Source organism: Clostridium chromiireducens, assembly GCF_003575225.1.
GTDB lineage: Bacteria > Bacillota > Clostridia > Clostridiales > Clostridiaceae > Clostridium > Clostridium chromiireducens.
The window spans coordinates 655,142-680,866 of record NZ_QXDJ01000003.1 but is presented as its reverse complement, the minus strand read 5'-3'; the positions used below and the strand labels follow the sequence as shown (position 1 = coordinate 680,866).

Here is a 25,725-nt window from a genome sequence, read left to right as displayed (position 1 = left end):
GAGTGATTAATATAGAACCAGTAGGCAGACTTAGATTGGGGAAAGGATTATTTAGAAATCATCTATCTAGTGAACAGAATAATAATCTTAAAGATAATATTATTATTTATAGTCTTGTAATTTTGCTAATTATATTATTTCTATTATCATTTTCTATAGGAAATTATGCTGTTTCACTACCTGAATTGATTAAGATTTTTATAGGAAAATTATTAAACTTACAAGTTACCTGGGATGTTACTATGGAAACAGCTCTATTTAATATACGTATTCCTAGAATTTTTGCGGCTATTTTAATAGGCGCTGCCTTAGCTACGTCAGGAGCTGCATATCAAGGTATGTTTAAAAATCCAATGGTTTCACCTGATATTTTGGGAGTTTCTGCTGGTTCGGGATTTGGAGCAGCCATTGCAATTTTATTATCTTGGAATATAGTAGGTATACAATTATCGTCACTTCTAGTTGGACTAACAGCAGTATCTTTAACATATTTTATTAGTAAATTTCTTAGTAAAGGAAATAACACAGTCTTGATTTTAATATTAACAGGTATGGTAATTTCAACAATTTTCTCATCGTTTATATCGATTGCTAAATATGTAGCTGATCCTGAAACTAAATTGCCAGCAATTACATTTTGGTTAATGGGGAGTCTGTCTTCTATAAGAAACAAAGATTTAATTATATTAATATTTCCATTCATTTTAGGAATTGTTCCGTTATTTTTGATAAGGTGGAGACTAAATATCCTATCATTTGGGGAAGAAGAAGCACAAGCCATGGGAATTGATACTAATAAAACAAGAATAGTAATAATTATATGCTCGACTTTATTAACTGCATCATCTATGTCAATATGTGGAGAAATAGGCTGGATCGGTCTTATAATACCGCATATTGCACGTTTTATAGTAGGTTCCAATTATAAAAAGTTATTACCTGTTTCCATGTTAATTGGAAGTATATTTTTACTTTTAGTTGATGATATTGCTAGAGGTATTTTAATTAAAGAAGTTCCGCTTAGTATTTTGACATCGTTAATTGGAGCACCATTATTTTTCTACTTACTACTTAAATCAAATAGAGATAATTTCATTTAATAGAATAGAAAATATAAATATTTATATCAACGACAATAGTTGACTTGAAATATTTCTAATGTCAACTAATAAAAAGTACAATAAAACAAGTTGTCCTAAATTATAATAAAGGACAACTTGTTTTGATTTAATAATGATTTTTAAATTATCACATAGGTACAAGTTACATGTTATTTATCTATTAAGAGTTTAAATGAATAATATTTATTTTAATTATATTTTTCGAGTTCATCAATGAGTTCGTCTTCAACTAATTCCATATTTGTTTTTCCGATATACCCGAACTTCATATCATGGGGGCGTATAAAATTCATTGCCCTATAATAAGTGGCATGATCCATATATCCTGTATAGAAAAAAACAAAATCATAATTTATTAAAATATTAGGATCAAAACTTCCATTAAATCCATTTAGAGTGCGTAAAGTAGGATATTTTTCTCTGAATTTTCTTCGCCATTCTTTAGTGCCTCCAATAATAATTATATTATATAGTGCAATAAAATAATCTAATGTCTTCTTAGGAAGTTTCGGTACATAAGAATTATTTGATTTAAATAAATATTCTCTTATTTCATTTAATTCATTTCTATATTTTTTTTCTGATAATAATTGATTTTCAAGTTCTTCAATTCTGTTTTTTAGAGTTGATATTTCAAAATTATGTTTTTTATTTAAATCATTTGTTATATTATTCAAAAGTGTATTTTGTGATTCATTTTCTTTTTCTAGAGAGTTAATGTTTATTATTAGATTAGTATTTTCTTCTTCTGATTTTTCTAGTTTTTTTTCTAAAGAATTTATTTCTAATAAAGATGTATCAGTATTATTATTAAAGTATATATTTCTAGAATTCGTATATTCATTAATTAATGATTTTATAAAAATACCGCTAATTAAAGTTTGAAACAATAAATCCATATCTATCGGTCCGGTTTTTCTTTTTATATAGGATAATATTATTTCATCAATATTTAGAAAATCTGAATTAGAAAAAAGATGATTGATATCATATTTATTTATGATAAAGATATTTTCTAATATTTCACCAAATTCATTAATGGTTTCTTGATCATTTCTTAAAATATCTTTATAATTATTTATTTTTCCAAATTCTTTTTTTAATAAACTTTTGATTTCCTGTATTTCTTTTTTATGAAGTTCAATTTCTTTATCAATTATTCTTGTTATTGGATCATAAAATTCAAAATATTTCATATCTTCAATTATTGAAAGAACGAAACCTTGATCAACTACTTCTTTTGAGCGATATAGGCAAAAATAGAAATACATCGATGCATCTAGTCTTGCTTCGATTTTTCTCGTGATTTCATCCATTTTAAGATATCTTTTTGCTAAATCTCTTTTATCGTGCTTTTTAGCAGCGTTAAAAAGCACAGGATAAAACTTTCTTAATAAGTTAATTATAGTGTCTCTTAAAACGTAGTCTGTTTCAGCTATTAACAGAATTCCTAATGCTTTCCTTCCGTGAATTTCCTGTTCAAGAGTACCTTGAGTCATGATAACGTGTTTAATACAAGTTGAGTTTATAGCAGCATTATTATATTTAATCATATCCGATTGATATATTTTATTGATGTTTTTAATAAGTTCCTTATTTTTGGCTATAGATACGCTTAAATTAGCTAAAATATAATCTTTAAAAATTGATGAAGATATATTCCATTCTTCTCCAAGCATTTTTGAAAAGCTTTCAATATTTAGATTATCTGAATATGCTGTTTTTCTTATGGATTCCATTTGCAAAACACCCCCTTGAAGAAATGGAAAACATATGACATTAATAACTCATATGCTTTGTTTAAAATAATTCATTACATAACGATACAAGATTGTATAAAACACTACGAAATGGTATTAAAAATATTATAAAGTGTATACTTTAGTATTGCAATAGCTTTGTTTAAAATTTGTAAATAAGAAAGTGTTAATTTGTTAGATAATATATGAAAAGTTTCATAATTAAGACAGAATGCTTGAAAAACATATAAATCTATCAGATAATAAGTATATTACTAGATGATTGAAAGGTGGATGTTTAAAGTGAAATCAAGTGCAGGTCTATCTACTCAAGAAGTTGCTGAAATACTAAATATTTCGAAAAATACGGTTTATGAATTGATTAAAAGAGGAGAGCTTCCTTCATATAGAGTTGGACGAAAAGTTCGTATTGATGAAAATGATATTGAAGAATATAAAAATAAAAGCAGAACTAATCTAAAGCAAAATATTCAAGTGAAAACAAATCAGAATGAGGAATTGTTTGGTATTAATTATAATTCGAAGCAATTTCTACCGGTTACAAATTTTAAAAAAGATTTTATAATTTGTGGTCAGGATATCTTACTTGATGTATTAACAAGGCATTTAGAACGTCATCCTAAAGGGGTTCAAGCACTCAGGTGTTACATAGGTAGTTATAATGGTTTGGTTGAATTATATAGGGGGAATGTAACTGTTGCAACATCTCATTTGTGGGATGGAAATATTGATGAGTACAATCTTTCTTACATACCAAGGTTACTTCCGGGTATTCCTTGTGCTATTGTCCATTTGGTTTGCAGAATGCAAGGGTTTTATGTAGCAAAAGGCAATCCTAAAAATATAAATACTTGGTCGGATTTAACTCGTGCAGATGTTTTGATGATAAATCGAGAAAAGGGTTGTGGTGTTCGAGTTTTAATTGATGAAAAGCTTAAGAAACTAGGAATATCTCCTAAGCTAATTAGTGGTTACGGAAATGAAGAATTATCGCATTTAGCTGTAGCAAGTACTGTTGCAAGAGGTGATGCAGATGTAGGAGTAGGAAATGAAAAAGCTTCGCTTCAGGTTAGTAATGTTGACTTCATACCACTACAAAAAGAAAGGTATGATTTAATAATGAAGAAAGAAGATTTGGATACTCCGCCAATTCAAGCTGTATTGGAAATTCTTAATTCAAAAGAATTTCAATTAGAGCTGCTTGGAATAGGTGGATACGACATCAGTGAGACGGGAAAGATTATTTTGCAGGATTAAAAGCATAAATATATTATTTAATCCTAAAATAAAACTTTATAGATATCTATAAAGTTTTATTTTAATATAATATTCATGCAAAATAGTTTCGGGTTATTTATACAAGTGAAATGCCACCAGGTGAACAAGCAGCTCCGCAAGTTGAGCAATCGCTTGTACATTTAGGAGTATCATCTAATTGAAGCTCCTCAACTATAAAGGTGCATTCTTCAATTTCAAACTTAACGCCATCATCAAATGAAACTGAAGTGTCGAAGAAATTTATTTTTAACGGATAAATATAAAAATCACCATTACCAAGATCGTCATAAGATTTGGGTTCGAATTCATAGACTTTTTCAAGAGAATCAATAACTGTGACCTTATTCTTTGATGAAAGAAGAGATTCAATATAGCCATCTTCGGAAAAATTAACTGATTTTATTTCTTTAAAGAATGTGTAATTATTTGCATCAAATGCTGAAATGTTTCCTATTGGAGTTGGAATGGAAATTGGAGCGCTTGGTTCGAAAGCTTTTATATTTCCGTTTTCATAAAGTGAAAAACCAAGTCGAACTGATTGTATGCCGAGAGGTGTATTAATTTCTAATCTTTCTTTTGGCCATAGGGATAGGCCCTTCACATTACCATTTTCGTAAAAATATATTCCGGTTGTTCTTAAATTATAATTTCCAAAAGGGAGGGTTAAGTTTATTTCTTTACTCAAGCTATATTCTTGTTCCTCGTCCCAATAAGCAGAAAGTTGTCCGTTTAAAGGAAAAATCCTATTGATATTTTCATTAGGGTAAAATGTGATTAATTCAGAGTTTATAATTCCTATAGACGTTTCGATTGGTGTTTGGTTGTTTAATGAAATACGTTGAATCACTCCGTCTGGATAAAACGAAATTGATTTAATATATTTACGCCTAATATCAATATAGTCGTATTGAGGAATCAAATTTCCATATTTTGTTTTTAAAATATTAGGTTTATTAGTAGTACAATCTTTTAAGTTGCCATTCTCGTATAGGTTATAACTAGATATTCCTGAAATTGATCCATAATTAGTTACTGAAGTTTCCATTGTTATTCCTCCTCTATATTTACAATAAAATCACTAGTTTAAACTGGTTTTTGTATCATTCTTATTAAGTTATTTATTTTGAGTTGCGCTTAGGGAAAATTGATACGCTGATATTACCGTCTTTACGAGTAATGGTGTGAAAGTTGTAGCCCATATGAGCTAATTCTCTGTCAAACCATTTAGGAACATGATCACAAACGACTTCTAAACTTTCGAATTCTTCGTCTTTTAAAAATGGAATTAAAATTTGTTTAGATGAAACTGTTCCATCCTCTTGTAAAAGTTTTTTTAGATCAATAGTGTAATTTCCGTAATTATCTATTTTTTCGGGGAAAAATTTGTTTGAGGCTTGAGATGCTAAGAGTTTTTCTTCTTTCTGAAGTTTGGTTTCAGATATAAGGACGGATTCTAAGAAGTTACTTGGTGTTCCACTGAGTTCATAGACATTGAAAAAATATGATTCTAAAATACTAAATAGCTGCCCTGAAACCTCTTTTGCGACTAATACTTTGCAATCATCAAGTTTTTCTACTAAGTCAGATAAGTTTTTTCTTATATTAATGATGTTGCTATTTGTTGAGATTGAATATGGCAGACTTTTAGATTCTATCCATTCTTGATTTTCTCTTTTATAAAGTTTAATTTCTCCATCATCCAGCCAAGAGCATGTCTCACCATTACCATTTAATAAAACTGCAATTGAATTCATATAAATCACTCTCCTAAAAAATAATATATTCGAATACAATCAACTCAGACGAATTGTGTGAAATTGGTCTAAACATGATGTATTGTTATAATTATAGAGGTGATGATATATAAAATCAACTAATTTTTGTTAGAAGAAATTAATTTTTACAGAAAGTTTATTGTTAATTATGGGAAAAATAACATAAAAACATGTTGACAATAGCTAAAAAAGTGCGTAAAATGACAACAAGACAAGAATGAAAAGTGCTAATTTGTATTAAACAACACAAGACATAACAAATCGGAAAAAATAACCCAAAAACTATTGACAAATAATTAAAATGAACGTAGAATAACTACAAGATCAAAAAATAGTAGTACAACAACTATTAATTCTTAAATTAAATAATACAAAACGTGATTAAATGGAATATAGAAAAAATTGAAGGTATTCATGTTTTATTTCAGTAATTCCAATTAAACATTCTTATACAAAGGCGTATAATTATAGTCCTAGATAGTTATAACGCAATATCTTATAATTCTAAAGCTTCTATTATACAAAGACGTATAGTTAAGTTACTTAAAGTAGTTATAACATACAGTATTTGTTCTTAATCAAATCTAAAAATTTTCCTTATACAAAGATGTATATTTAAATTTTATGTAATTAAGATACAAAAATATTTGAATTTACAATTAAACTTCATACAAGTGCAATGGCGCATATTCTTTATATATAATTATTAGATTTTACATCATTAAAAAATAAGATTTATATTATTGAAAAAAGATATTATCAATAAATAATATTGCTTCTTATTTATAATGATTAAAATATATAAAAAAATATTTAAACATGAAGGGAGTTTTTATTATGAAAAAAATCGCATTTTATGGAAAAGGTGGAATAGGGAAATCTACTACACAACAAAACACTGCAGCTGCAATGGCTAAATTCTACAATCAAAAGGTATTTATTCACGGGTGTGACCCAAAAGCAGATTCAACTCGTATGATCCTAGGAGGTAAACCACAAGATACTCTAATGGACATGCTTAGAGAAGAAGGTGAAGATGCAATAACAGTAGAAAAAGTTGTTAAAGATGGTTACTTAGGAATTAAAGGTGTTGAATCTGGAGGTCCAGAACCAGGAGTTGGATGTGCAGGTAGAGGAGTTATAACAGCAATTAATTTAATGGAAGATTTAGGAGCATATACTTCAGATCTTGATTATGTATTCTATGATGTATTAGGTGACGTTGTATGTGGAGGATTTGCAATGCCAATCAGAGATGGTAAAGCACAAGAAGTTTACATTGTAACTTCAGGTGAAATGATGGCAGTATATGCAGCAAACAATATTTGCCGCGGATTACTTAAATATGCAAATCAAAGTGGAGTTAGATTAGGTGGATTAATCTGTAACAGCCGTAATGTTGATAGAGAAAAAGAACTTATGGGAGAATTTGCAGATGCACTTGGAACTCAAATGATACATTTTGTACCTAGAGACAATGTAGTTCAAGTAGCAGAATTCAATAAGAAAACAGTAATGGAATATGATTCAGAATGTAATCAAGCTAAAGAATATGGCGAACTTGCAAGAAAGATCATAAATAATAAAAATTTTGTAATTCCAACTCCATTAAGTATGGATGAATTAGAAGCTATGGTTGTTAAATACGGAATAGCTGAATAAAAAATAGTAGGAGGTGTAGCAAATGCCATTAACGTTGTTTAAAAGTGACGAGCTTATACCAGAACGTAAAAAACATGTTTATATAAAAGCTCCAGGAGAAGATATAACAGAGTTTTTACCACTTTCAAATGAGGAAACTATTCCTGGTACATTATCAGAAAGAGGATGCGCATTCTGTGGAGCTAAGCTGGTTATAGGTGGAGTTTTAAAAGATACAATTCAAATGATACATGGACCAATTGGATGCGCTTATGATACTTGGCATACAAAAAGATATCCAAGTGATAACGACAACTTCCAATTGAAATATGTTTGGTCAACAAATATGAAAGAAAGTAATGTTGTATTTGGTGGAGAAAAACAATTAAAAGCGAGTATGATTGAAGCTTTTAAAGAAATGCCAAATATAAAGAGAATGTTTGTTTATACAACATGTGCTACTGCATTAATAGGGGATGACCCTAAGGCTGTTGCAAAACAGGTAGAAAAAGAATTAGGGGATGTAGATATATTCGTTGTTGAATGTCCAGGATTTGCAGGTGTAAGTCAATCTAAGGGTCACCATGTTCTTAATATTGGTTGGATAAATGAAAAAGTTGGAACTGTTGAGCCAGAAATAACTAGTGAATATACAGTTAATCTAATTGGTGATTATAATATTCAAGGTGATGCATATGTATTACATGGTTATATGGAAAAGTTAGGAATTCAAATAGTTGCTGACTTTACTGGAAATGCAACTTATGATGAGTGTCGTTCAATGCATAGAGCACAAGTAAGTGTTGTAAACTGCGCGAGATCAGCAGGATATTTAGCAAATGAACTTAATAAGAGATACGGGATTCCAAGACTTGATGTAGATACTTGGGGATTTAGTTACACTGCTGAAGCACTTAGAAAAGTAGGCGTATTCTTTGGTATTGAAGATAGAGTTGAAGCTCTTATTGAAGAAGAAATGGAAAAATACAAAGCTAAAATGGATTGGTATAAGGAACGTTTAAGTGGTAAAAAAGTTGCTATTTGGACAGGAGGACCAAGATTGTGGCACTGGACTAAAGCATTAGAAGATGATTTAGGAATGACAGTTGTTGCGATGTCTTCAAAGTTCGGTCATCAAGAAGATTTTGAAAAAGTTATTTCAAGAGGTCATGAAGGTGCTATATATATTGATGATGCTAATGAACTAGAATTCTTTGATGTGTTAGAAATGGTACATCCAGATGTAGTTTTCACAGGACCTAGAGTTGGAGAGCTTATTAAGAAAGTTCATTTACCATATGTTAATGGACATGCTTATCACAATGGTCCATATATGGGATTTGAAGGTGCAGTAAATATGGCAAGAGATATATATAATGCTGTAAACAGCCCAATGATGAAATTAGCTGCTGATGATATTGTGGCACAATCAAAAGCAATAATAAGTGGATCGTTTTAATACTTATTTAGAGAGGTGAAGATTGTGGAAAGTAATGTAAATGAATTATATAAATATATTCAACAAAAATATTTATGGCAATTCTATTCAAGAAATTGGGATAGAGAAAATAACATTAACGGCATTTTGGATGCAGCAAAAGAATTGCTAATAACCGGAAAATGTTCTTTAGGCGATGGCTTAACAGATAGACATTATTATAGTGAAGCTAAAATTGTTGTAAGTGATATTAAAAGAGATTTGAAATTTGTAGAAGGTTTAAATGAAAAGGGTATTGCAGAGTTAATAGACAGAGTTAAGGCAAAATTAATTGATGTTACGGTAACAAATTCATTAAATGGCGAACTTAATGTTGGATATTATTAAAGGCGATATTTTTAAAACACAAAAGCATTAATTTAGGAGAAGAGGTGAAAGTATGTCTTGTTCTTTACAGGAAAAAGAAAGAAAAGGAATAATAAATCCTATATTCACTTGTCAACCTGCGGGTGCTCAATTTGTAGGTATAGGAATTAAAGATTGTATACCATTAGTTCATGGTGGTCAAGGATGTTGTATGTTCGTAAGACTTTTATTCGCACAACATTTTAATGAGAACTTTGATATTGCTTCATCATCAGTTCATGAGAGTACTGCTGTTTTTGGTGGGTTATCTCAAGCTGAGGAGGCTGTAATAACAATGATAGGCAGATATCCGCATTTAAGAATTCTTCCTATTATAACAACATGTTCAACTGAAACAATAGGTGATGATGTAGATGGGTTAGTACTAAAATTAGAAAAGAGAATTAAGAAGGAATTCCCTGATCGTGAAGTAATCTTAGTACCAGTCCACACACCAAGCTATACCGGTAGTCAAATAAGTGGTTACGATAACGCTATTAATGACATTGTAACAAAGGTAGCTAAAAAAGGCAAGAAAAATAACAAAATTAATGTGTTTACTGGTTGGGTAAATCCAGGAGATGTAAAAGAAGTTAAACATATATTCGAGGAAATGCAAATAGAAGGTAATTTCTTGATGGATACTGAGAGTTTTGATGCTCCAACTATGCCAGGTAAAGATTCTTTTGCCCATGGAAGCACTACTGTTGAAGATTTAGAAGATAGTGCTAATGCAAAAGCATCAGTAGTTCTATGTAAATATGAAGGTGGTAAAGCAGCTAAAACTTTAGAAACTAAGTTTAAGGTACCAGCAGTAATTGATAGTATGCCAATAGGAATAAAAAATACAGATAAATTCTTAATGAACCTTACTAAATTAACTGATAGAAAAGTACCAGAGTCTTTGGCAATAGAACGTGGTAAAGCAATTGATGCAATAGCTGACCTTGCACATATGTTCTTTGCTGATAAGAAAGTTGCTATCTATGGTGATCCTGATTTAGTTTTAGCATTAGCAGAATTCTGCATAGAATGTGAAATGAAACCTGTATTATTATTATTAGGCGATGATAATAAAGGATATGCCAAAGATACAAGAATTGAGGAATTAAAAAACAAAGTTGATTTCGATATGGAAATTATTACTAATGCGGATTTATGGGATTTAGAAAGCAGAATAAAAAATAAAGAAGTTGAGTTAGATTTAATTATGGGACATTCAAAAGGCAGATATGTTGCTATTGACAATGAAATTCCTATGGTTAGAGTTGGATTCCCAACTTTTGATAGAGCAGGATTATATAGAAATCCAGTAATTGGTTACAATGGAGCTATATATTTGGCTGAAACTATTGCAAATGCATTATTCTCACATATGGAGTATAAGCATGAAAGAGAATGGGTATTAAATGTTTGGTAAAAACCTATACCTATAATAAAAACTGATAAAATCTCACCATTTTATAATATTGTGAATATGTCCTAATATAGGTATTAGGACATATTCCTTATTAATAATTCAATTAAAAATTTATATTAAAAGGAGGGCGATTGTTATGAATAAAAAGTTAGATAATGATAGTAGTGTAGTTTTTCAAGGAAGATTAAGCGAACTGTATAAGTTAGCAAAGGAAGGAAAAATTCCAACAAGTCTTCAAGGTAGTCATACACGTCCTTGTAAATTTTGGACAGCAACCAAAATATTAAGTGGAATAAATAATTCTGTTATTATTACACATGGTCCAAGCGGGTGTGCTTATGGAGTTAAAAAGACCTATAAGTTAACAAATTCTCGTAATAGTGGATCAATATATGAACCCGTTATAAGTACTAACATGGATGAAAAGAAAGTAGTTTATGGAGGGGATAAAGAATTAGATGGGGCAATCTCAGAAGTATATGAAAAATATCATCCTGACGTGATTTTTGTAGCGTCGAGTTGTGCTACAGGCATTATAGGAGATAATATAGATGCAATTGTTGAAAAAAAGAGTAAAGAAATAGATGCGGAAATTATGGCAATACATTGTGAAGGGTTTGCAGGAGAATATAGAAGTGGATTTGATTTGGTTTTTGAACAGATAGTAAAGCTTATGGATCCGCCAAATGAAGATTTAAAAGAAGAACTAAAATATTCAGTAAATATTGTTGGTGGTAAAATGGGTGCTGAGAGAACGGAAGTTCAAACAGATGTTAAAGAATTAATAAGACTTGTAACAGATATGGGAGCTAAAGTTAATTCTGTTATAGCAGGTAATTGTACATTAGAAGAATTAAGGAAAGCACCAAGCGTAGCAGTTAATTGTGCTTTATGTTTAGATATAGGCTATGCTATAGGAAATACTATGCTAAAAGAATTTAATACGCCATTAAATTCAACAATATTACCATATGGTATAGAAGCAACAAAAAAGTGGCTTATGGGTGCAGCAAAATATTTACATATGGAAGCTGAGGCTGAAGCCTTAATAAAGAAAGAATTTAAAGAAATAGAAGAAGAATTTGAAGAAGCTAAAGCTAAGTTAAAAGGAAAAACGGCAATAATAGAAGGGCATGATGCTGTAAAATGTTTATCTATAGCACATATGTTAGAAAGAGATTTTGAAATGGATCCTATAATATATAATTTTCATCCTTGGAGCACAGATGCAAGACAAACTAGCATAGACTATTTATTAGAGACAGGTATGGATCCTAAAATCTTAATTACAAAAGGAACATTAGCTTTCGGAAAATATGAATCTATGAAACAGACAGAGGAAGAACTAATGAATTTCATTGGAGATTTAAAGCCGGAAACTACAGTTTATTTTGGTTCTTCGTTGAGTTTTCCTAAGATTCCTGTTGTTGATTTAAATGCAATCTTAAATAGACCTAGATTTGGATTTAAAGGTGCATTGAAGGTTGCTAAATGTATTAACACCGCCCTTCAATATTCATTTAGAGAACGTAGTGCAATGTTTAAGAAAATAGTATTTCCAGAAGAAAATGTAGGATTAACTTCAAATTCGCTTACGTCTAAGCTTGGAAATGACCTTCCTGATTGTACTATGTATGGAGAAAGGAGAAGGGGAAAATGTATGATGAGTTAAAGTTTAGTAATTGTAATCATAGCAAAGATCCTTTAATAGGATGTGCTCTTGAGGGAGTTGCAAGTGTAATAGCTGGAATAAAAGATGTAAGTATAGTAATACATTCTCCTCAAGGATGTTCATCTACAGTTGCATCAGCTTTTGATAGTCATGAAGTTGATTTTACTAAGAGAAAAGTAGGCTGTACAAGATTATTTGAATCAGATATCATCCTAGGTGCAGCAGAAAAACTTGAAAATCTTATAAAGGAAGCTGATAATACTTTTAATACAAAAGTAATGTTTGTAGTAGGAACTTGTGCTGCAGATATTATTGGTGAAGATATTAAAGGATTATGTGATTCTCTTCAAAGTGAAGTTAAATCTAAATTAATACCAGTATTTGCAGGTGGGTTTAGAGGAAATACTTATGACGGTATAGATATAGGTCTTAAGGAATTATTGAATTTTATTGAAAAAAGTGAAGATAAAATCGCCAATACTGTAAATATAATAGCTCCTCAAGGCAGCATAAATCCAACGTGGTGGGCAGACTTAAATTGGTTAAAGAGTTCATTGGACTTTTTGGGAATAAGAGTTCAAACTGTAATACCATATGACATTTCTTTAGAAGATTTAAAAGATGCAAGTAAAGCATCTGCGAATATTTTACTCAGTCAAGATGTCGGATATAAGTTTTGTAAGAAGATGGAGGAAGAATTTAATATTCCATTAATACTTAATGATATTCCGCTTCCAATTGGTTTGGAAAATACAGCAAGATGGTTAAGGGAATTAGGCAAATATTTCAAAGTTGAAAAAAGAGTAGAAAAGTTAATTAAACAAGGAGAAGATTCTGTAATTAGCATTCTTAGAAGAAGAGCACTTATGATTATTCCGAGATATCGTAACTGTAAGATAGCAATATCAGCCGATGCCACAATGGGAATAGGCCTTATTAGAATGTTATTTAAGGAATTAGAAATGATTCCTGAACTAATACTTTTAAGATCAAGTAACAGTGAAATGAGTAAAATTTTAGATAAGGAATTAAAAGAATTATGTATTAATCCGAAAGTTGCTTTTGGCGTTGATGGCTATCAGATAAAAGAAGCTTTAAAATCTGTTTATGTGGATTCTATAATAGGTTCTTCATGGGAGAAATATATAGGAGAAGAAATTGGAATTAAACTTTCTTTTGATAATTTTTCTCCTACAAACCGAGATGTGTATGTTGATAGAGCTTATATGGGATATGATGGAATGCTTAATATATTAGAGATAATAGGGAATGATTGGGAAAGATCTTATCGATCAAAGGAGATTGATTGGGCGGAAAATTTTAAATAGATATCATATTTTTATAAAAATGTTAAGGAATTTAAAGCAGCATGACGGAGGAATTAGAAATTGGGACCTTTTACAGGTTATTGAAATGACATAAGTTTATTGCTATAGTAAAAGTATTGTATTACATTAAGAAAGAAGGATGTATGTTATGGAGAATAATACCCCACTGACCCCTCAAGAAGTTGCTGACATGTTAAAGATATCTAAAAGTACTGTCTATGAATTGATTAAGAAAAATTCTATAAACTCATATAAGGTCGGAAAAAAATTACGCATAGATTTAAAAGACGTAGAAAAATATAAAAATAAAACAAAGACAGTAGTAAATTCTGAGGAAGGTAGCTTTAAAGAAACGCATACAACTCCGTTAATTGGAAGTCTCAATAACTCATTTATTACAAATTATAATGTGTCATCCCAATTTATTATTTGTGGTCAAGATATAATTTTAGATATATTATCTCGTTATTTAGAAATGCGTGTTAGTGGTATCCATAATTTAAGATATTATCAGGGTAGCTATAATAGCTTATATTCACTCTATAAAGGCAAGGCAACTATGGCAACAACTCACATGTGGGATAGTAAAACCGGAATTTATAATATTCCTTTTGTTGAGAAAATGCTTCCAGGTACCCCTTGTATTTTGATAAATCTAGCGTATATAAACGTAGGATACTATGTGGCAAAAGGAAATCCAAAAAACATTTTAACTTGGGATGATTTAAAGAGAAGCGATATTACAATGATAAATAGAGAAAAAGGTAGTGGAACTAGGGTTTTATTAGATGAACGAATACAGGAAATGAAGATTCCATCTAATAAAATTATAGGTTATGAACGCGAGTGTCTTGCACATATAGCGGTTGCTAGTGCTATTGCCAGAGGAGAAGCAGATTTTGGATTAGGTTCAGAAAAAGCATCTTATCAAGTTAGGGATGTAGAATTTGTACCACTTCAAAAAGAACAATATGATATAGTCATTAGGAAAGAGGATCTAAATATTCCAGGAGTAAATGCTGTTTTGGATATTATTAGATCTGAAGGATTTAAGGCAGAAGTATCTAGTTTGGGAGGATATGATGTTTCACGAATAGGTGAAATAGTCGGTGAAACCTAAAATATATAAAACAATAGTGACAAAGAAGTCTAATTCATGTAATGGATTAGACTTCTTTTTTTTAAGAAACATTAATTTTGGTACCAAAGCAGATGTCATAATTAATAATAATGAAATCTTGCTTTAGTAATATATTAAAAGATAGGAGTGGTTAAATTATGTACATGATTCGATCAATTATCAGACCAGAAAAGGTAAATGGGGTTTTGGCAGCATTATTAGAAGCCGGATTTCCTCAGATTACTAAGATGGATGTATTTGGGAGAGGTAAACAAAAGGGGATAAGAGTTGGGAGTGTTGAATACGATGAGCTTCCTAAAGAAATGCTTATGATAACAGTAAATGATGATGATAAGGATGAAGTAATAAAGATTATCATGGATAATTCAAGAACAGGAGATAAAGGAACCTTTGGAGATGGAAAGATTTTTGTAACAGAAGTTGAAGAGGTATATACAGTTAGTAGTGGAAAGCAAGGCTTGTAAAAAAGCGAGGAGGAGAAGTAATTATGAAAGAGATAATGTGTATTATCCGACTAAATAAGGTTAGTCAAACTAAAGAAGCTCTTTATGAAGCTGGTTTTCCTGCAGTTACGTTTACTAAAGTATTTGGTAGAGGAAAAAAATCAATAGATCAAGCAATAGCAGAGACTTATATACATGCGGGAAAAAAAGTGCCAGCATCTTACGATGAAAGTGTATCTGAAAAGGGTAGATTAATTCCTAAGAGATTAATTACTTTAATGGTAAGTGATGATAAAGTAAAGACAGTTATAGATACAGTATTAGCAATTAATTCAACAGGATCTCCTGGAGATGGAAAAATATTTGTTTTACCAGTAAAGGAAGCTTATAGAGTAAGAGACGGAAAATTAGGAATGGAAATATTATAATAGTGTGTAAAAATTAAATGAAATGTAACTTATAAATTAAGTATAGTGTGTGAAATTAAGTATAAACTAAAAGATATGTTAAATGGGTGCAAGTTCTGTAGATTAGAAAAAGCAAGATATATCTACGGGACATGCATTCCTGCTTAATAGAAATTTGATTAATAATTATTTTATAAGGAGGCGAATTATTGTGGAAAAAATTAATATAAAAGCTATACAAGAAAAAACAGAAACCCATCCTTGTTTTAGCTGCTCATCAGCCCATAAGTATGCAAGAATGCATCTTCCTATAGCTCCAAAGTGTAATATTAGTTGTAATTATTGCTTGAGAAAATTTGATTGTGTTAATGAAAGCAGGCCGGGAGTTACAACTGAGGTATTATCTCCAAAAGAAGCGTTTGCAAAATACAAACTGGTAAAATCTAAGATGGATAACTTAAAGGTTGTTGGAATAGCAGGCCCAGGAGATGCACTAGCTAATTTTGATGCAGTAAGAGAAACTCTTAAGCTAATAAAGGAAGATGATAATGATATAACATTCTGTCTTTCAACAAATGGATTAATGCTTCCGTTCTATGCACAAGAGCTAATTAATTTAGGAGTAAGTCATGTAACAATTACGATGAATTCTATAGATCCTAAGATAACTGCTAATGTATATAAATATGTAGATTATTTAGGAGTTACTTACACTGGTGAAGAGGCAGCGCAAATATTATTAATTAATCAACTATCAGGTCTTAAGTATTTAACAGATAGAGGAATTGTGTGTAAGATTAATATTGTGATGCTTAAGGGGATAAATGATCATCATATAGAAGATATAACTAAAAAAGTCAAAGAATTAGGTGCAACAATAACAAATATAATGCAAATGATACCTGTTAAAGGCAGTGTATTTGAAAATATGCCACTTACAAGTAATAAGGAAATAATGGATTTAAGAAAAAAATATGAAGGAAATATAAAACAAATGTATCACTGTAAACAATGTAGAGCTGATGCTGTTGGATTGCTTGGAGATGATCAATCTCAAAAATTCAACAATCATATCAATACAGAAAAAACATTAAGGTTTGCAGTAGCATCAAAAACAGGAAATATAGTTGATTTACATTTTGGACATGCTACGGAATTTTACATATATGATTATAAAAAAGGCAGTGTGACATTTATAGAAAAAAGAAATGTTGAACAGTATTGTAATGGTAAAGATGTTTGTGATGATGAAATAGATAAATTTGAAAAATTAATAAATGTAGTAGAAGATTGTAATGGAGTAATTGCATTAAGAATAGGAAGTAGTCCTACAAATAAGCTTAAAGGTAGAGATATAGATGTGTTTATGAGTTGCGATGAGGTAAAGAGTGCAGTAGAAAAGGCTGCTGAATCTATTTTAAAAGATGAGGATATTAAAGATATTTTAAGAGTTTAGATAAATAGAAGACTTGATAGAGCGGTTAATTCCTGGATTGTTTTTTTAGCGGCAAAGGAGCCTATTTAGTGTAATGTTAATAACATTACACTAAATAAGCTCTTTTTATATCAAGTGAAACTTGATTCGGATGGGGAGTGTTACAGTGGCTAGACATCAGATAAAGATTACTACAGTTTAATTAGTATTTATCCCAACAAATATTTTTGAAAAGGAGTGGAATTATGAATAACAGAAAACTAGAAATTACTGATAAGACATTAGTTGTGCTTGATTCAATATATGGAGAAAAGATTAGAAAAAAAATTCCACAGCTGCGGGAATTAGTAAAATTAATTTATGCAATAGGAAGCGATTATATAGAAATTACTGAAGAATTATATGAAGAACTAGGTCCGTTTTCAGAAGACATAAAATTTAAGTTAAGTAATAATTTGATAGAAATTATGGGGAAACATGATGTTTTTGAAAATATTTCTAAAGAGTCATTAGATATAAATAACAATGAAAATATTAGATTCGTTGGATTAGATGATCTTATATTTTATGATTATGAAGAGATATTTTCTGATATAAAAAAGTCATTTGGTTGTGATATTGATATGTGCATTAAAAATGAATATGGATCATCTATAGCTATGAGTTTAGAGTGGATTAGAGCTGGAGGTAAAAAAATAGTAACAACTTTTACAGGTATCGGAGGATATGCACCTCTAGAAAGTATTTTAGGGTCTATTGGATTTTTGGAAAGGTTGGAAATAAGAGGGGATTATGTTCTCTTCCCAGAAGTTCTTCAGTTATTTGAAGAAATAACTGAAAGTGAAATTAAATCAAATATGCCATTTATAGGAAAAGACATTTTCAATGTTGAATCAGGAATACATGTAAATGGAATTGTGAAAAATCCAAGTACCTATGAACCTTATGATCCTAGCAAAATTGGAAGAAAGAGAAAAATAATAATAGGAAAACATTCAGGAATTAGTGCTTTGAAAATTAAGTTAAAAGAATTGGACATAGAATATAAATATTGTAATTTAGTTAGCATGTTAGAAGAAGTAAGAAATATAAGTACTGAAAAAAGGAGAGGACTAATGGATCAGGAAATAAAAGAAATTTATATGAAATGCAGTAACTTATATTGAGATATTATTTTATATAGTCAAATAAGAAAACACAGAATTTTATATAATTTTAAACTATAAAAGTAGAATGAGGTGATAAGACAATGAATTCACAAGGAAAATTCAATAAAGATATATATATTGTAGATACTACCTTAAGAGACGGAGAACAATGTGCAGGAAAAGCTTTTTCAATTGATGAAAAGATAGAAATAGCAAAATATATGGACGAAAATAATATTTATCAAATAGAAGCTGGAATACCTGCGATGGGAGACTTAGAGAAGGAGTGTATTAAGAGAATATTAGTTGCTAGAAAGAAGTCTCTAATTTCTACTTGGAATAGAATGAATAAGAATGATATATTAAATTCAATAGATTGTAAACCAGATATAATTCATATAAGTGTACCTACTTCTGATATACAAATATATTCAAATTTGGGAAAAGATAAAATATGGGTTGAAGAAAATTTAAGAGAATGTGTATATCTCGCAAAGAATAATGGTTATGAGGTTACAATTGGATTTGAAGATGCTTCAAGAGCAGATATAAATTATCTTATTAATTTATGTAAAATTGTTAAAAAATTTGATGTTAAAAGAGTAAGATATGCAGATACAATAGGAATACTGATGCCTTCTATAGTTGGTGGTGCAGTTAAAACTATAATTGATAATACAAGTATTGAAATTGAAATACATGCCCATAATGATTTTGGAATGGCAATTCCTATTTCACTTGAAGCTGTAAAAAATGGTGCAAAGTATGTCGATTGTACATTAGATGGTATTGGAGAAAGAACAGGAAATTGCAACCTACAAGAATTTATTAGAATATCAGATGTCTTTTTAGAAAGAAATAAAAAATTAGTGAAAAATAATTTTTAAATTATTTTGGTTTGTCTTTAAATTTTGTGAAACATGAGTAATAGATAATTTAAAATGTTCAAAGAAGGACACTAGTTTCATACTAGTGTCCTTTTGGCGTATACGTATTAAAAGTATAATTATACGAAATAAAGCTCATGATGGGCACTAATGTAAAGAAAGTTTTCTTTGTTATTTGGTGCTTTTTATTCTATAAAATGCTTCCAGGTGAATCACTAAGCTAAATAAAAAATATAGTAAAAAATAATGAGGTGAATAAATATGAAAAAAAATAAATTTATATTTAATTTAAAGAATTTTAGTATAGTAGTTGTTTATATACTGATTTTAAGTATGTTCATAGGTGGATGCAGTAAGACAAAAAATACTGAAGATAAAAGTAGTACCGAGGAGACTACTCGTGTGGTAACAGATATGGCTGGTAGAAAAGTTACTCTTCCAAAGGAAATAAATAGAGTTTGCTCTAATGGTGCAGCACAAAATCAGTTAATGTTATTTTTAGGAGCGGAGTCAAAAATTGTAACAACATTACCAGCACTAAAATCAAATGAATGGGTAACAAAGATATTCCCTAAGATTAGTAACTTGCCAGAACCTTTTTCTAAAGAAGGAATAAATGTTGAAGAACTTTTAAAGGCCAAGCCCGATGTAGTTACTTTATGGAGTGGTACGGAAGAAATACAAAAGAAATTAGATGAAGTTGGAATTCCTTATGTGATTTTATTTTATTCTACTAATGAAGAATTTAAAAAGGGAATTACTTTGATGGGAGAAATTCTTGGAGAAAAAGAAAGCAAAATAGCTAAAGAGTTTACAGAATATTATGAGTCAAATATAAATAAAATTACTTCAAAAACTGATAAGTTAACTAATGAACAAAAAAAGAGAGTATATTACGTCACAGATAATCCTCTTAGCACAGAAGGAAAAGAATCTATTGTTACATCATGGATAAATATTGCAGGTGGTGCTAACGTGGCAGCAGAAGGCGGAGTAGAAAAAATAAGTGCTACAGTGTCTATGGAGGAAGTCATCAAGTGGGATCCAGAAATAATAATTGTTAGAGATTATAAGAATAAAGATGCTATTTTAAATGATGATAAGTGGAAAGATATAACAGCTGTTAAAGAAAAACAAGTATATGTAAATCCTAAAGGGGTAAATGTATGGTCTGCTAGAAGTGCAGATGGAGCTCTACAACCTTTATGGGCTGCTAAAATATTTCATCCAGAATTATTTGAAGATATAAATATCGAAAATGAAGTGAAAAATTTTTATAAGACTTATTATAAGTATGAAATTAATGATGAAGAATTAAAAGATATAATGCATCCACATAAATAAATCACATTATGTATGAAGGAGTAACTAATATGATTGATTATGGTAACAAAGAAAAGATCAACTTTATAGGAAATGTAGCAATGACATTAAATCCTTCGTTAAATGAATTGATGTTAGAAAGTGCTTATAAAATTAAGAAGAATAAAGGGAAAAGTGTTAATTTCAAAGTTGTTTTGCCTTCTAATGCAAAGTATATGAGAAAAAAACTTATTGAAGTAAATAATGAAGAATATTTACCAGATATTATTACTAGTGTAGGATTCGAACAAATATTTGATGATGAATTTATTGAAAACTTTATAAAAAAGGGTGTATTTTATTCTAAAAACAATGGGCAAATCAATGAAATATTTGATAAGTCTGGCTGTATTGATCCTGAAGGTATTTATGAAATTTTCGCGGCAACACCATATGTTTTTTTAATAGATAAAAATAAACTTGGAAATAGACCTATACCAACAAAGTTAGGGGATCTTTTAAAGGATTGTTATCGGAATCAAATAATAGTTAATGGAGAAAAAGGAAAGATATCTTTTGTACTCTTACTTTATATATTTAAAGAATTTGGGATGAAAGGAATTTCAAAAATAAAATTAAATGTGAAGGATACCTGGCATGGCTCTAAAATGGCTTGGATTGCAGGAAATGCTAGTGAGGATGGAGCAGCAATATATATAATACCTTGGATTTTTGCTAAGGCTTGCCCAAAAGTTAAATCAATAATGGTTATTTGGCCAGAGGATGGAGCAATAATTAGTCCTATGTTTTTGATTTCGAAGAAATCACTAAATGAGACATCAAGAGAAATATATAATGTTATTTCTAAAGAAAAGTTTGGAAATATTATCGCTAAATCCTTTTATTTATCAGCTTCTTCTTTAGTTAAAAATAATATACCAAGAACTTCTAAAATTAAATGGCTGGGTTGGAAATTCATAAGGGAAAATAATATTTATTCATTAAAAAAATTGTTAAGATGAATTTTGTGTTAATAGAATGTAAGAATTAATCATTTTCCAATAGGATGTACTGAATCCTTTGTAGATTTTAACCGTAAAAAAAATCAATTGAAGTTTAATTATTTAAACTATGATATAATTACTTACAGAAATAATTAAACTATATATTAATTGTAAGGTGAGCAAAATGCAGTTAAAAGATAAAAAGAAATTAATTATGAATAAATTAAAAAGTGAAGAAGTGGCGAATTTTCTAAGTAAATATATTATTTTAAGCATGCTCACTTTTGGAAGTTTACTTTAAGAATTTTCTTGGCAAAGAAGTATTTAACTGTACAACATAAATAGGAGAAAATATGCTAGAAGGATTAAATAGTATTTTAGACAATGTGATATATTTAGATATTGAGACAACTGGACTTGATGAAAATAGTTCGGAAATTATAGAAATTGGTGCAATTAAAATTAAAGATGGCATTATAACTACTTATGAAACTTTAATAAGACCAAGAGGGCGGGTACCTATTAGTATTTATAATCTTTGCTATGGCTTAAATGAAAAAGATTTGTTAAGTGCTAAGAGTTTAAATGCTATTAGATCAGAGGTTGCAGAATTTCTAGAAGATTTACCTTTGATATGTCATAATGCAAATTTTGAAAGAAAGTTTCTTGGGTTTCATATTCCGGAAATAAAAAATGAGATAATTGACTCTATGGAATTTGCGGCGATTTTGGAGCCTTGGAGAAAAGAATATAATTTAGATGCTTTAATTAGAGAAATAACAAATTTAAGAAAAAATGAGTTACATAGAGGATTATCAGACTCAATTGATACATTAAAAGTGGTAAATTCTCTTCTTTTAAGGCAATGGGATAGAGAAGAACGAAGTACAAAGAGAAATAAATCATTGTATAATATGATAATAAAAGAATATATGTATTTGAAAAAGTGGCCATGGACTAAATATTTATTAAAACCTCCATTCCTTACTCTTGATAATTATGAATATGTAAACTATGAAGAAAATAAAATGATTGAAAATGAATTAAAGAAAATTACCATAGATTATTCACAGTTTGAAAATCTGCTTGAAAATGAAGAAATCTGGAATAATGGTGGAGATTTTGGTTACCAGTATAGGAAAGATCAAAAAGAATTCTCCAAGAGAATTAGAGAAAATTTTGAAAAATCCGAAAGAATATTTATCGAAGCACCAACTGGCAGTGGTAAAACTTTTGCTTATGTAATAATAGCAGCTATTGAAACTTATTTAAATAAGAAGAAAAATAGGAAAGATGATGCAGCTTTTATTATATCTACAAATACAAAAGAACTGCAGAATCAACTAATTGAAAGAGATATACCAACCATACTTAAAAAGCTCATGCTAAATGATAAGTTGAATTATGGAGCTATGAAAGGGAAGGGTAATTATCTTTGTATAGAAAGAATTAACAAATGTGAAAGTCTAACTATAGGAGAAAAGGAAAATTTATTACTGCTTTTTCTAAGAAGGCTCAGTGAGAATGGTAATTACGGGGATATAGAAAGTATAAATTATTCTGCTCAGAAGCATTTTGAATTAGATAAATACATCAATGAAATTAATTGTGATAGTGAGCAATGTAATCTTGAAAAGTGTATACGACCTTGCTTCTTAAGGAAAAGATATAACGAACTTCCAGAAGAAAATATAACAGTAATAAATCATTCCCTTTTAGCATGCTGGCCATATTCAGAAAAAAAGAAGATAAATCATATTATAATAGATGAAGGTCATAACTTGATGGAAAAGTGTTATGATTTTTTTGCGGAGGAATTCTCTTCATCAAGTTTGAGTGAATTATTGGATATGATTGAGAAAGGGCATCCAAGCATTTTAGCTATGCTCTTAAATCTAAATGCTAGCTATGGATATAGGGAAACCATAGAAAAAGATAAACTTACATATTTAGTTAATGAAATCAATATTAATATTAATATTTTATTAAATGATTTTAGAAGTATGAGACTGGTTAGTGGGGAATATAATTTTACTACTGAATTTTTTATTCCCAGAGATGATTTAAAAGGAATGACAAAAGCACTAGGTCCGGAAATATCTATGTTAAAAGAAAGTATCTATCCTTTATATAAAATTTTAAATGATTATGTTTCAAATATCACATTAGATGATGAAGTTAATGGCGATAATGATCATAGAAATTTATCAGATTATATAGCAAAACTTAAGTCTAATTTCGACATTTTGGATAAATTTTTAGAAAGCTCTGTATTTTATGCAAAGGTATTAGAAGTAAATGCTGAGTATAAAGAGTTTTATTTTAGAAATATTCCATTAAATGTTGGGGAATTAGTTAATGAGCATATGCTTAAAGATGTTAAGAGCACAACCTTTTTATCAGCGACATTTAAAATTGAAAACTCTTTTAATAAAATAAAAAAACACTTAGGTCAGGAAAAAGCAAAGGAATTTTTAATACCTCCAACCTTCGATCTAAAGCGAAGAACGAAAATTTTTGCATTAAATGATGTTGGAAGATATGATGAACCATCATATATTAAAAATGTTGCAAGATTTATATTTAATATATCTCAAAAAATTAATGGGCATATTCTTGTTCTATTTAATAACAATGCCAGAAGAACGGCTGTAAATGAAGAACTAGAAGTGCTTATTAGAGGAACCAAAATAGAGGTTCATACTAGTAAAAAATCTATTGCTGTATTAAATGATAAAAATAGGCAGGTTATTATCCTAGGTAGTAAGGGATTCTTTGAAGGAATAGATGTACCAGGTGATGCACTAAGCTGTGTAATGTTAGATAAAATTCCTAACTACAGCCCTGAATTTCCTATTTTAAGAGCAATAACAACATATCAGAAAAAAGGGTATCAGGATGTTAATTATCCTCAGGTTTGTATTAAAATGAAGCAAATATATGGAAGGCTAATTAGAAGCACTTTTGATTATGGGTATTTTATAATCTTAGATCCAGGCCAAAACACATATACCATAAGAAATTTAGAAAGAGATTTAAATGGTCCTAGTATTAAAGTTGTACCAACAATTAAAATACTTGATGAAATGGAGTTTGACTATAATAATTGGAAGAGAACTAATATTAATACGATTATAAATAGTATCAAGAAAAACAATAGAGATTTGAAAGAAGAATTCAATAATGAAGCTAAAAAACATAAGTTGTTTTGGGAGTTAAGTAAAGTTGATAATGGAGAATATTATTTTGAAAATATTAATTTTAAGTTAAATGGCAAGATCTAAATGTTTTAAATTACTTTCAAGTTAGGCACTATATCACAGTATGAGTTTAATTATCTATGAGGAATCCTGTTTTAAATATTAATTAAATAATATAAAAGTGTTAAAAAATAAGCAATATATGGTATAATATAGATAAATAGTTATATACATTTATATGTAGTTAAAAACTTAAGTATAATTTTAGTTAAGGAGGTAATAATAGAAAAGATTCGATTTTAGAAATATATATAAATTGCATAGTGCAAGACATAAAGAGAGGAAAGTGTAGGGTATGGTCGAGAATGTAACACAATTATTACAAGAATATAGAAGTACTAAGGAATGCTTAGAAAGCGGACTAAAATGGTTGCCCAAAAATGAATATGCTAAATCAAAAATAGAAGTAATAAATATGGTTATAAGAGATTTAGAACAATTAGAGAAGCAACTTAGCTAAGGTCAAGCAAAAAACTGAAAAAACTGACAATATGAATTAGAATGAATCCTTTGAAATATAATTTCAAAGAAAAAATATATAAGAACTGCCCTAAAATTTATTGATTTTAGGGCAGTCTTTTATTATATAATTTGGTTATATAATAAATAGTATTTATTTTTTTATGCACACAACATCTTGAACATGCTCTAAGCATTCACCGAATCTTTGGTAATGAACTACTTCTCTTTCTCTTAAGAATTTTAAAATTTCTTTGATTTGTGGTTCATCAGTTAAATTAATTAACCATTCATAAGTTGCTCTAGCTTTTTGTTCAGCTGCTAAATCTTCATGTAAATCTGCAATCACATCGCCTTTTGCTTGTATATAAGCTGCTGTCCATGGATTTGCTTGTGCCAGT

The 25,725-nt window shown here is 29.4% G+C and carries 20 protein-coding genes and 2 pseudogenes; 18 read left to right on the top strand and 4 right to left on the bottom strand.

The window, feature by feature from the left end:
• Positions 1–2 precede the first annotated feature (2 nt).
• The gene (locus tag D2A34_RS14655; RefSeq protein WP_119367146.1) at positions 3–1,100 is read left to right on the top strand and encodes a FecCD family ABC transporter permease; all 1,098 of its coding nucleotides are present in this window, start codon (positions 3–5) and stop codon (positions 1,098–1,100) included.
• A gap of 209 nt (positions 1,101–1,309) precedes the next feature.
• Here the strand turns inward: D2A34_RS14655 and D2A34_RS14650 are convergent, their stop codons facing one another.
• A complete protein-coding gene (locus tag D2A34_RS14650; RefSeq protein ID WP_119367145.1) occupies positions 1,310–2,860 on the bottom strand; it encodes a hypothetical protein in 1,551 nt (516 codons plus the stop codon).
• 303 nt (positions 2,861–3,163) lie between these two features.
• Between D2A34_RS14650 and D2A34_RS14645 the strand changes: the two genes are divergently transcribed.
• Positions 3,164–4,138 (top strand): substrate-binding domain-containing protein, encoded by a 975-nt coding sequence (locus tag D2A34_RS14645; protein ID WP_119367144.1) that lies wholly within the window; start codon positions 3,164–3,166, stop codon positions 4,136–4,138.
• A gap of 97 nt (positions 4,139–4,235) precedes the next feature.
• Here D2A34_RS14645 and D2A34_RS14640 read toward each other — a convergent pair whose 3' ends face one another.
• Positions 4,236–5,204: a hypothetical protein gene (locus D2A34_RS14640; protein ID WP_119367143.1), complete on the bottom strand. Its 969-nt coding sequence runs from the start codon at positions 5,202–5,204 to the stop codon at positions 4,236–4,238.
• A gap of 73 nt (positions 5,205–5,277) precedes the next feature.
• Entirely contained in the window at positions 5,278–5,913 is a 636-nt protein-coding gene (gene anfO, locus D2A34_RS14635) for a Fe-only nitrogenase accessory protein AnfO (protein WP_119367142.1), read from the bottom strand.
• 858 nt (positions 5,914–6,771) lie between these two features.
• Here anfO and nifH point away from each other — a divergent pair.
• From nifH to D2A34_RS26795, 16 genes and pseudogenes are all read left to right on the top strand, one after another.
• A complete protein-coding gene (gene nifH, locus D2A34_RS14630) occupies positions 6,772–7,596 on the top strand; it encodes a nitrogenase iron protein (RefSeq protein ID WP_119367141.1) in 825 nt (274 codons plus the stop codon).
• Between the two features lie 22 nt (positions 7,597–7,618).
• Positions 7,619–9,034 (top strand): nitrogenase vanadium-iron protein, alpha chain, encoded by a 1,416-nt coding sequence (gene vnfD, locus D2A34_RS14625; RefSeq protein WP_119367140.1) that lies wholly within the window; start codon positions 7,619–7,621, stop codon positions 9,032–9,034.
• 24 nt (positions 9,035–9,058) lie between these two features.
• Positions 9,059–9,400: a Fe-only/vanadium nitrogenase subunit delta gene (locus tag D2A34_RS14620; RefSeq protein WP_182629396.1), complete on the top strand. Its 342-nt coding sequence runs from the start codon at positions 9,059–9,061 to the stop codon at positions 9,398–9,400.
• Positions 9,401–9,452: 52 nt separating this feature from the next.
• Positions 9,453–10,838, top strand: coding sequence for a nitrogenase component 1 (locus D2A34_RS14615; RefSeq protein WP_119367138.1), 1,386 nt, complete (start codon positions 9,453–9,455; stop codon positions 10,836–10,838).
• 136 nt (positions 10,839–10,974) lie between these two features.
• A complete protein-coding gene (locus D2A34_RS14610; RefSeq protein WP_119367137.1) occupies positions 10,975–12,510 on the top strand; it encodes a nitrogenase component 1 in 1,536 nt (511 codons plus the stop codon).
• Positions 12,495–13,838 (top strand): nitrogenase component 1, encoded by a 1,344-nt coding sequence (locus D2A34_RS14605; RefSeq protein WP_119367136.1) that lies wholly within the window; start codon positions 12,495–12,497, stop codon positions 13,836–13,838. The genes D2A34_RS14610 and D2A34_RS14605 overlap by 16 nt, the downstream gene beginning before the upstream one ends.
• 148 nt (positions 13,839–13,986) lie before the next feature.
• Positions 13,987–14,958, top strand: a complete 972-nt coding sequence (locus D2A34_RS14600; protein ID WP_119367135.1) for a substrate-binding domain-containing protein — start codon at positions 13,987–13,989, stop codon at positions 14,956–14,958.
• Between the two features lie 158 nt (positions 14,959–15,116).
• Positions 15,117–15,443, top strand: coding sequence for a P-II family nitrogen regulator (locus tag D2A34_RS14595; protein WP_119367134.1), 327 nt, complete (start codon positions 15,117–15,119; stop codon positions 15,441–15,443).
• 23 nt (positions 15,444–15,466) lie between these two features.
• Positions 15,467–15,850 carry a P-II family nitrogen regulator gene (locus tag D2A34_RS14590; RefSeq protein WP_119367133.1) on the top strand — a complete coding sequence of 128 codons (384 nt, stop codon included), beginning with the start codon at positions 15,467–15,469 and terminating at the stop codon, positions 15,848–15,850.
• Between the two features lie 196 nt (positions 15,851–16,046).
• Positions 16,047–17,285, top strand: a pseudogene (gene nifB / locus D2A34_RS14585) (nitrogenase cofactor biosynthesis protein NifB); the annotation flags it as partial.
• 224 nt (positions 17,286–17,509) lie between these two features.
• Entirely contained in the window at positions 17,510–18,430 is a 921-nt protein-coding gene (locus D2A34_RS14580) for a homocitrate synthase/isopropylmalate synthase family protein (protein WP_119367131.1), read from the top strand.
• Between the two features lie 83 nt (positions 18,431–18,513).
• Positions 18,514–19,299, top strand: a complete 786-nt coding sequence (locus D2A34_RS14575; RefSeq protein ID WP_119367130.1) for a beta/alpha barrel domain-containing protein — start codon at positions 18,514–18,516, stop codon at positions 19,297–19,299.
• 261 nt (positions 19,300–19,560) lie between these two features.
• Entirely contained in the window at positions 19,561–20,643 is a 1,083-nt protein-coding gene (locus D2A34_RS14570; RefSeq protein WP_119367129.1) for an ABC transporter substrate-binding protein, read from the top strand.
• 29 nt (positions 20,644–20,672) lie between these two features.
• Positions 20,673–21,623, top strand: coding sequence for an ABC transporter substrate-binding protein (locus D2A34_RS14565; protein ID WP_182629395.1), 951 nt, complete (start codon positions 20,673–20,675; stop codon positions 21,621–21,623).
• 335 nt (positions 21,624–21,958) lie between these two features.
• Complete coding sequence (locus D2A34_RS14560) at positions 21,959–24,889, top strand: helicase C-terminal domain-containing protein (protein ID WP_119367127.1); 2,931 nt, start codon at positions 21,959–21,961, stop codon at positions 24,887–24,889.
• Positions 24,890–25,160: 271 nt separating this feature from the next.
• Positions 25,161–25,325, top strand: a complete 165-nt coding sequence (locus tag D2A34_RS26795) for a hypothetical protein (protein WP_169896838.1) — start codon at positions 25,161–25,163, stop codon at positions 25,323–25,325.
• A 153-nt stretch (positions 25,326–25,478) separates the two neighbouring features.
• Here D2A34_RS26795 and D2A34_RS14555 read toward each other — a convergent pair.
• Positions 25,479–25,721, bottom strand: a pseudogene (locus tag D2A34_RS14555) (manganese catalase family protein); the annotation flags it as partial.
• Positions 25,722–25,725: the final 4 nt, after the last annotated feature.